Annotated in this window: 8 protein-coding genes; 7 read left to right on the forward strand and 1 reads right to left on the reverse strand. The window is 57.8% G+C overall.

Annotation, left to right across the window (positions count from 1 at the left end):
- Positions 1 to 20: 20 nt before the first annotated feature.
- Complete coding sequence (locus ADIMK_RS11040; RefSeq protein WP_036187796.1) at positions 21 to 407, reverse strand: 5-carboxymethyl-2-hydroxymuconate Delta-isomerase; 387 nt, start codon at positions 405 to 407, stop codon at positions 21 to 23.
- 429 nt (positions 408 to 836) lie between these two features.
- Between ADIMK_RS11040 and hpaH the strand changes: the two genes are divergently transcribed.
- The 7 genes from hpaH (at position 837) to ADIMK_RS21355 (ending at position 7,692) form a co-directional block, all read left to right on the forward strand.
- Positions 837 to 1,640: a 2-oxo-hept-4-ene-1,7-dioate hydratase gene (gene hpaH, locus ADIMK_RS11045; protein WP_036187798.1), complete on the forward strand. Its 804-nt coding sequence runs from the start codon at positions 837 to 839 to the stop codon at positions 1,638 to 1,640.
- Positions 1,641 to 1,661: 21 nt separating this feature from the next.
- Entirely contained in the window at positions 1,662 to 2,468 is an 807-nt protein-coding gene (hpaI, locus tag ADIMK_RS11050) for a 4-hydroxy-2-oxoheptanedioate aldolase (RefSeq protein WP_036187800.1), read from the forward strand.
- Between the two features lie 32 nt (positions 2,469 to 2,500).
- On the forward strand, positions 2,501 to 3,169 hold the full coding sequence (locus ADIMK_RS11055; RefSeq protein WP_036187803.1) for a fumarylacetoacetate hydrolase family protein: 669 nt from the start codon (positions 2,501 to 2,503) through the stop codon (positions 3,167 to 3,169).
- A gap of 3 nt (positions 3,170 to 3,172) precedes the next feature.
- Positions 3,173 to 3,955, forward strand: a complete 783-nt coding sequence (locus ADIMK_RS11060) for a fumarylacetoacetate hydrolase family protein (protein WP_036187804.1) — start codon at positions 3,173 to 3,175, stop codon at positions 3,953 to 3,955.
- A 30-nt stretch (positions 3,956 to 3,985) separates the two neighbouring features.
- A complete protein-coding gene (gene hpaE / locus ADIMK_RS11065) occupies positions 3,986 to 5,521 on the forward strand; it encodes a 5-carboxymethyl-2-hydroxymuconate semialdehyde dehydrogenase (protein ID WP_036187807.1) in 1,536 nt (511 codons plus the stop codon).
- A gap of 70 nt (positions 5,522 to 5,591) precedes the next feature.
- Complete coding sequence (gene hpaA, locus ADIMK_RS11070; RefSeq protein ID WP_036187810.1) at positions 5,592 to 6,497, forward strand: 4-hydroxyphenylacetate catabolism regulatory protein HpaA; 906 nt, start codon at positions 5,592 to 5,594, stop codon at positions 6,495 to 6,497.
- A 91-nt stretch (positions 6,498 to 6,588) separates the two neighbouring features.
- A complete protein-coding gene (locus ADIMK_RS21355) occupies positions 6,589 to 7,692 on the forward strand; it encodes a methyl-accepting chemotaxis protein (RefSeq protein ID WP_051692873.1) in 1,104 nt (367 codons plus the stop codon).
- Positions 7,693 to 8,070: the final 378 nt, after the last annotated feature.

An 8,070-nucleotide genomic window follows, 5' to 3' on the forward strand; every position in this document is an offset into this window, starting at 1 on the left:
CACCTTGCATCAACAGGCCGTTACGCTTTAGCGAACAGGGGGTGAATGTTGTTCTTGTTGAACTTGAGCACCGGATCGAGCTCTGTCATCTCGAACGAGATCTGGCAGTAGCCGTTATCGGTGATCGGCTTCATCCAGTCACAGAGAATTTCGAACACCCGCTCTGCGACCTCTTTCTTGAGCGCCATATCACGTCCATGGCCAATCTTCAGATTGAGGTTCAAGAAGGCAAACTCTTCGCGACCGTCCGCGACACGGAAGTCGTTGCAGCGGATTGCGCGGCTGCGCACACCGCCGATGGGGAAGGCACCGGTTGAGACCACATACTCATGCAGCGCCTTGAACAGCGGTTGGAATTCCAGCTTGTCGTGCAGGTTTCCGGAGTATTCGACGATGAAATGGGGCATTTCAGCAGCTCCCGTGCTTGTTATAGCTATCTTCTTTAGGGGCTCAGGCGGGAACATCGGGCCTCGCCTGTTAAGCAGAAACTTAATTAACATATTAACTTTTGTCAATCATCCTTTCGCTGCTCAGCCAAACGCAGAGCCAACTAAAAGGCCGAACAGCGTGGCGAAAAACGCCGGAGCCGCGGCATTTTTGCGGACTGCCCTATACTGTTTGAGGCGGTCGAAAGGCGCAGGCGAGCAACTGAAAGGTCGTCCACCTGTTGACTTACTTAAGATGTTAACTAAAATGCAATTAGGGATGCGATAGACGTTGCACATGCAACTCCAGATAAATACTTAATACATTAATAACTTACGGCTTTCAGACAGCCATCAGGGCCCCCAAGCCCCGGTGCAACAGCCGACTCAAGCGAAAGGTTCAGGCCCATTATGTTGACCCAAGAGCAGATCCAAGCAGCCGCCGAGCGGCTCTACCAGGCGGAAGTCAACCGCAAGCAGATACCGGCACTGACGCTCGAACACCCCGAGATGAGCATGGCCGATGCCTACGCCGTGCAGAAAGCCTGGGTTGATCGCAAGATCGAAGACGGCCGCTCCGTCATCGGCTACAAGGTCGGGCTTACCTCACGCGCCATGCAGATGGCCGTTAACATCGACCAGCCGGACTACGGCGTTCTGCTCAACGACATGCAGTTCGAAGACGGCGCGACGCTGAAGGCCTCCGACTTTCTCGATCCGCGCATCGAAGTGGAACTGGCCTTCATTCTGAACAAGCCGCTGTTTGGCGAAAACGTCAGCATCTTCGACGTCTACAACGCCACCGATTACGTGATCCCCTCTCTGGAGTTGATCGCTGCCCGCTGCATGCGGACAGATCCTGAAACCGGCTACACCCGCAAGGTGTATGACACCATTGCCGACAACGCGGCCAACGCCGGCATCGTGCTGGGCGGCCGTCCAATCAAACCCACCGAGATGGATCTGCGCTGGGCCGGCGCTGCGCTCTACCTCAACGGCCAGATCGAAGAGACAGGCCTTGCCTGCGGCGTACTTGGCCACCCGGCCAAGGGGATCAGCTGGGTATGCAAGCGTTTCGCACCGCACGGTATAGGCCTGGAGCCTGGGCAGATCATTCTGGCCGGGTCCTTCACCCGTCCGGTTCCGGTCAAGGCTGGCGATACCATCCATGCCGATTTTGGTTCGCTCGGCGGCATTGGCCTGCGTTTCGAATAATCTCTTCGGGAGGACTCTCTGATGGAGATGCCGAAAAACCGTTTCAAACAGGGTCTGGCCAGCGGCCGGACACAGTTCGGGCTCTGGCTCGGCCTGCCCGACAACAGCGCAGCGGAGATTCTCGCCTGCGCCGGTTTCGACTGGCTGCTGATCGACGGCGAGCACGCCCCGTTCGACCTGCGCACCATCATGTCTCATCTGCAGGCATTGGCTCCCTATGACGTGGCCCCCATCGTGCGCTGCGTCGAAGGCGACACCGCGCTGATCAAGCAACTGCTCGATATCGGCGTACAGAGCCTGCTAGTGCCGATGGTCGAGGATGCCGAACAGGCAAAACAGCTGGTACGCGCCGTGCGCTATCCGCCAGCGGGGATCCGCGGCCTCGGCACCTCGCTGGCCCGCGCCGCGCGTTGGAACCAGATCCCCGGATATCTGAAAAAGGCCAACGATGAGATCTGCCTGATCGTGCAGGTTGAAACCGCCCGCGCGATGGAAAACCTTGACGAAATTCTCGCCGTCGAGGGTGTCGATGGCGTGTTTATCGGTCCATCGGATCTGTCCGCATCCATGGGTTACATCGGTGATGCCGGTAATCCGGCGGTGGTCGAAGCGATCAACACCGGCCTTAACAAGATCCGCGCTTCGGGTAAGTACGCAGGCCTTCTGTGTCTGGACCCATCGCTGGCCGGACAGTACATCGAGCAGGGTGCCAACTTCGTCGGTGTCGGCGTCGACACCCTGATTCTGGCACAGGGAGCACGCAAGCTGGCACAGCAGTTCAAGAGCGACGCGCCGGTTGCCGACGAGAAGCCCCAGGCCGGTTACTGACACGCCGGGCCATTGATAGATAAAGGTTGAATATGACAGCGAAAACACTGGTCAACAGCAAGCTGGTCTGCGTCGCACTGAACGACAAGGCTCAGCTGGCCGCACTCGAGGGCACTTTCAACGAAGCGCCCTACAACAAACCACCCACCCAGCCGGTGCTCTACTACAAGCCGCACAACACCTGGAGCGTCAATGGCGCCGACGTTGAGTGGGCAAAAGACTTCGACGGTAATGACGTAGCAGCCATGGCAGTCGGCGCCAGCCTCGGCGTGGTGATCGGCAAGGAGACCTGCCGCGTCAGCACCGAAGAGGCGCTCAATTACGTCGGCGGCTACACCCTCGTCAGCGATTACTCGCTGCCGGAAGAGAGCTACTACCGCCCCGACATCAAGGGCAAGTGCCTGGACGGCTCTGCACCGGTCGGCCCCGAAATCGTAGCGGCAGACAAGATCGCCGCGCCGGACGCCCTGAGCGTCACCATCAGTGTCAACGGTGAACGCAAAAGCACGTTCCCATTGACCCAGATGCAGCGCAGCGTAGCCGAACTAATCAGCACGATCTCCTACATCATGACCCTGCAGCCGGGCGAGGTCATTGCCGTCGGTTTCGCTGGTAAGCGTGTCGCGCTCGCCAAGGGCGACAAGGTTGAAGCAAGTATCGAGGGTGTCGGCACCCTGTCCAACACGCTGGGAGGTGCCTAAGCCATGAGACACGCACGCATTATGTTCGACGGCCGCGAGCTGGATATCGACATCGCCGCTGATGACACCATCACCACGTCTGAAGGCGAGGTGTTAAACGTCGCACTGGACTCTGATGCCATCACCTGGCTGCCGCCGGTAAAAACGCCGGGCACCATCTTCGCGCTGGGCATCAACTACGCCGATCACGCGACCGAGCTGGCGTTTGAGCCGCCGAAAGAGCCGCTGATTTTTATCAAGCACGCTAACTGCCTGACCGGTCACAAGCAGGTGAGCTATCGCCCTGACAACATCGACTACCAGCACTACGAGTGCGAACTGGTCGCGGTTATCGGCAAGCGCGGCAAAAATATCAAACGTGAAGATGCGCTGGAGTATGTCGCTGGTTACACCGTCTGCAACGACTTCGCGATCCGAGACTATCTGGAAAACTACTACCGCCCTAACCTGCGGGTTAAAAGCCGCGACTCGTTGCTACCGATGGGCCCCTGGATCGTGGATACCGCCGATATCCCTGATGCCAACGCGCTGAAGTTGACCACCACCGTTAACGGCAAGGTTACGCAGGACGGCAGCACCAGAGACATGATCTTCAATGTGCCGTTCATCATCGAGTACCTGAGCAAGATCATGACCCTGAATCCGGGCGACATGATCTGCACCGGCACGCCACACGGCATCGTCGATTGCCAGCCGGGCGACACCATTGTCTGCACCATCGAAGATGTCTGCTCACTCGAGACCCGTATGGTCAGCGAGCAGGAATACTACGGCGACAAATACTGATATTGAGGCAATAGCTTCGGGAGAATCATGATGAGCGATACACTGCAAACCAACCTGGAACGCGCCACTCAATATCTGGAGCGCTTCAAAAACAACACCACCGGACACTACATCAACGGTGAATTCACCCTCGGTAACGGCGGTCGCGAATACGACAACATCACGCCGACCGACAACAGCTCCATCGGCAAGATCATGGCCGGTACCGTCTCTGACGTGGACGCCGCCTGTCAGGCCGCCGAAGACGCCTTCATCGAATGGTCCAACACCTCAGGTGCCGTGCGTAAAAAGCTGCTGAACCAGTTTGCGGACAAGCTGGTCGAGCGGGCCGACGAGATTGCACTGGTCGAATCGATGGACTGCGGTCAGGCGATCCGCTTCATGAAGCAAGCCGCCGTGCGCGGCGCGGCCAACTTCCGTTTCTTCGCCGACAAGGCACCGGAAGCGCAAAACGGTTTGGCCCTGCATCAGGACGAGCACACCAACTACACCATCCGCAAGGCGATAGGCCCGGTCGGCATCATCACGCCGTGGAACACGCCGTTCATGCTCTCCACCTGGAAGATCGCGCCGGCGCTGGCTGCCGGTTGCACCGTGGTGCATAAGCCTGCGGAACTGACCCCGCTGAGCGCTTACATTCTGGCCGAGATCGCCGATGAAGTGCTGCCGAAGGGCGTGTGGAACATGGTCAACGGTTTCGGCGAAGATGTCGGCAAACGCCTGACAGAACACCCGGCAATCAAGGCCGTGGCGCTGGTTGGCGAGTCCGCCACCGGCTCCCACATCATGCGCCAGGGTGCCGACACCCTGAAGCGGATGCACTTCGAGCTCGGCGGTAAGAACCCGGTGATCGTATTCGACGATGCGGATTTTGAGCGCGCACTGGATGCCGTGGTGTTCATGATCTACAGCCTGAACGGCCAGCGCTGCACCTCCTCCAGCCGCCTGCTTATACAGAGCGGTATCCGCGACCGCTTTCTGGCCGCACTGGAGCAGCGCGTGCGTAACCTGCGCGTAGGCCACTCTCTGGATCCGAACACCGAAGTGGGACCGCTGGTGCATACCGAGCACTACAACAAGGTGCTGAGCTACTTCGACATCGCCAAAGAGGACGGTGCCAGCATCGCCGTCGGCGGCAAGCGCATCACCGAAGCCCGCGCCGAACTGAACCCGGCCGGCAACTATCTGGAACCGACCCTGTTCACCGGTGCCAACAACACGATGCGCATCGCTCAGGAGGAGATCTTCGGCCCGGTACTGACCGCCATCTCCTTCGACACTGAAGAGGAAGCGATCAAGATCGCCAACGACACCCAGTACGGTCTATCAGGCTACATCTGGACCGAGAACACCGGCCGCGCGATGCGTATGGCCAAGCATGTCGAAGCGGGCATGCTGTGGGTGAACTCCGAGAACAACCGTAACCTGCCCTCCCCGTTCGGCGGCATCAAGATGTCGGGCATCGGCCGCGACGGCGGCGACTGGAGCTTCGATTTCTACATGGAAACGAAGAACGTCTGCATCGCGCATGGGACTCACAAGGTGCCACAGCTCGGTAAGGGCTGATCTGTTAGACTGAGGGTAGTGCGGGCGTGCCAAACGCCCGCACTGTCCCGCAGCGTTTACGAGATACCCTGTGACCGATCCTCAGCACCGCGAATGGATTCCCAACATCATCCTTGGACAGGACTACGATCAACGCTACGTTGATGCGCCCGTCCACTACGATGTGCTGGAGAATCTGGCCGACTTTTTCGGCCGCGACATGCCGGTGCACCGACACGCCCAATACATGCAGATCCATTATATCGACCGGGGCGAAATCAGCTTCCATATCGATGACAAGATCTACCATGTCAGCGGCCCTAGCTGTTTTCTGACTCCCGCCTCGGTACCTCACTCCTTCCTGACCGAACCTGATGCCAAAGGCCATGTGTTGACCATCCATCAGTCGCTGGTGTGGCAGTTGATGAAAGATGGCCTCGAACAGGAGATCAAGGGTGACCTGAGCGAAGGGATCTGCCTTGAGCGGGCAAGCCTGAGCGACGAACAACGTCCGTTATGGACCCGGCTGGCACAAACCCTCAGAAACATACGCTCGGAGTGGCTGCAGGACAGTGCCGCAAAGAATCTGGCGCTGGACTCACTGGTGCGGCTGCTGATTATCCGCATCGCCCGTCTGGCGAGCAAACGCGCCGAGAGTATCGTCGTCAACAACGACGACCTCAGGCTGTTTCACCGCTTTTCCGACCTCATTGAGGAGCACTACCGCGAACAGTGGCACCTGCCCCAGTACACCCAGGAGATGGGGGTATCCGAGAGCCGGTTAAACCACATCTGCCACCGCATCTCCAACCGTTCACCCAAAAAGCTGATTCACGACCGTATCGTGCAAGAGTGCAAACGCTTGCTCACCTTTAGCAGCCTCACCAGCAGCGAGATCTGTTACGAACTCGGCTTCACCGACCCTGCCTACTTCTCCCGCTTTTTTAAGAAACACACCGGCGTTACCGCGCAGGAGTACCGCAAGCAGCAGCAATAGCTCCCCGGATCAGCCGTACGGTTGATATACACCCCGCTACCTAAGGGATAAATTCGCGCCTTTAAGTCCAGTCTGGCCCAGGAGTGTCGGAATGCTGACCAAGAAGTACCGCCGGAGAATTGCTGAGCTGGAAGAAGCCAATATTTCCCTGAACCACCGGAATTCGGAACTCGAAGCCCGATTATCGGAGCAGTCGGCCCGGATCGATACCCTAACCGGCCAGCTCCAGTCCACATCGCACAACATCCCCGCCGGCCTCTTCCGTACTCAGGTAGTGACTCTGGAGGATCAACTGCAGGACATACATCACCGTGTGCACCTCATCTCCGAAGAGCTGTTCGAGCCGATGGCCGCATCAGAAGGGTCGAACAAAGAACTGATCCGGGTCAGTGACGAGTTGGAGCGTCTGAACGCCTCCCTGCTGTCAATATCAAACAGCGCAGACATTACTCGGGATATTGTCAATGAACTCAAGAAGTTAGCCACTGACATAAACAGCTTTGCCGGTGCAATCAACAAGATCGCCGAACAAACCAACCTGCTCGCACTTAACGCGGCGATAGAAGCCGCGCGCGCCGGCGAGCAGGGACGAGGTTTTGCAGTCGTCGCAGATGAGGTGAGGGACCTGTCCAACCGAACCCGCGCATCCAGCGAACAGATATCGGATCTGGTACAGAAGATCGACACCAAAACCGCCGCCGTCGATGAGAAGATTGAAGGCTTGAGAGATCTGTCACAGAGTGCGCGCCAAGTCGCCTCGGACACCGTCTCGTTAACCAAGGCTACCACCCACAAAGCCGGCACGCTGATGACCTCGGTCTACCGCTCGATGGCCTATGGACACGGTTCCGATTCGGCGCTGGAGCTGATCCTGATCTGCTTCCAGTGGTGGACTCTATGGCTCAACGGCCAATCCGAGTACCCCCGCACCCTTCTCGATCCAAAGTCGACCCAGTTTGGACAGTGGTATTTCGACGGAGACGACAATGAATTTGACTACCGGTCACTCCATGCTTTCCGACAGATTGAATCCTGCCTACTGGTACTCTACAAGAGCGGCGAGGAGTTACTGACCGCCGTACCTCCACATGATTACCCGCAAGCCGAGCGTCTGTTTGTGACAATCCACGACCAGGTCAAGAAGATAAGCCGTCACATGGACGACATCCAGAACCACCTGTTTCAGCATCTGTAAACCGCACCACGGGACCATCCGTAACGCCCGCCCGTCGCTAAAGACGCGCCGAGATCATGATCGCCAGCAATGCCTACCTCAGACGGCTCCACCGTTTCTCCGACCTGATCGAGGAGCATTACCGCAAACAGCAACAAGAGTTCCCCAGATCAACCGTACGGTTGATTTTTAGCCTTTCGCAAAAACGGTCTAATGAATCTCGTATATTCGGTGACTCCCCTCTCACCTTCAGTGCAACCGACAAACACAACAAGAAAAGCTAAAAACACACTGAGGAACACTTCATGAGAAAAGCATTTCGTCCTTCACTATCCGCACTGCTGCTGGGCTCGGCAATCGCCGCCGCATCCGGTTCGGCCTCCGCCTACAACCTGTACA

The sequence above is a fragment of the Marinobacterium lacunae genome, assembly GCF_000705555.1.
Lineage (GTDB): Bacteria > Pseudomonadota > Gammaproteobacteria > Pseudomonadales > Balneatricaceae > Marinobacterium_D > Marinobacterium_D lacunae.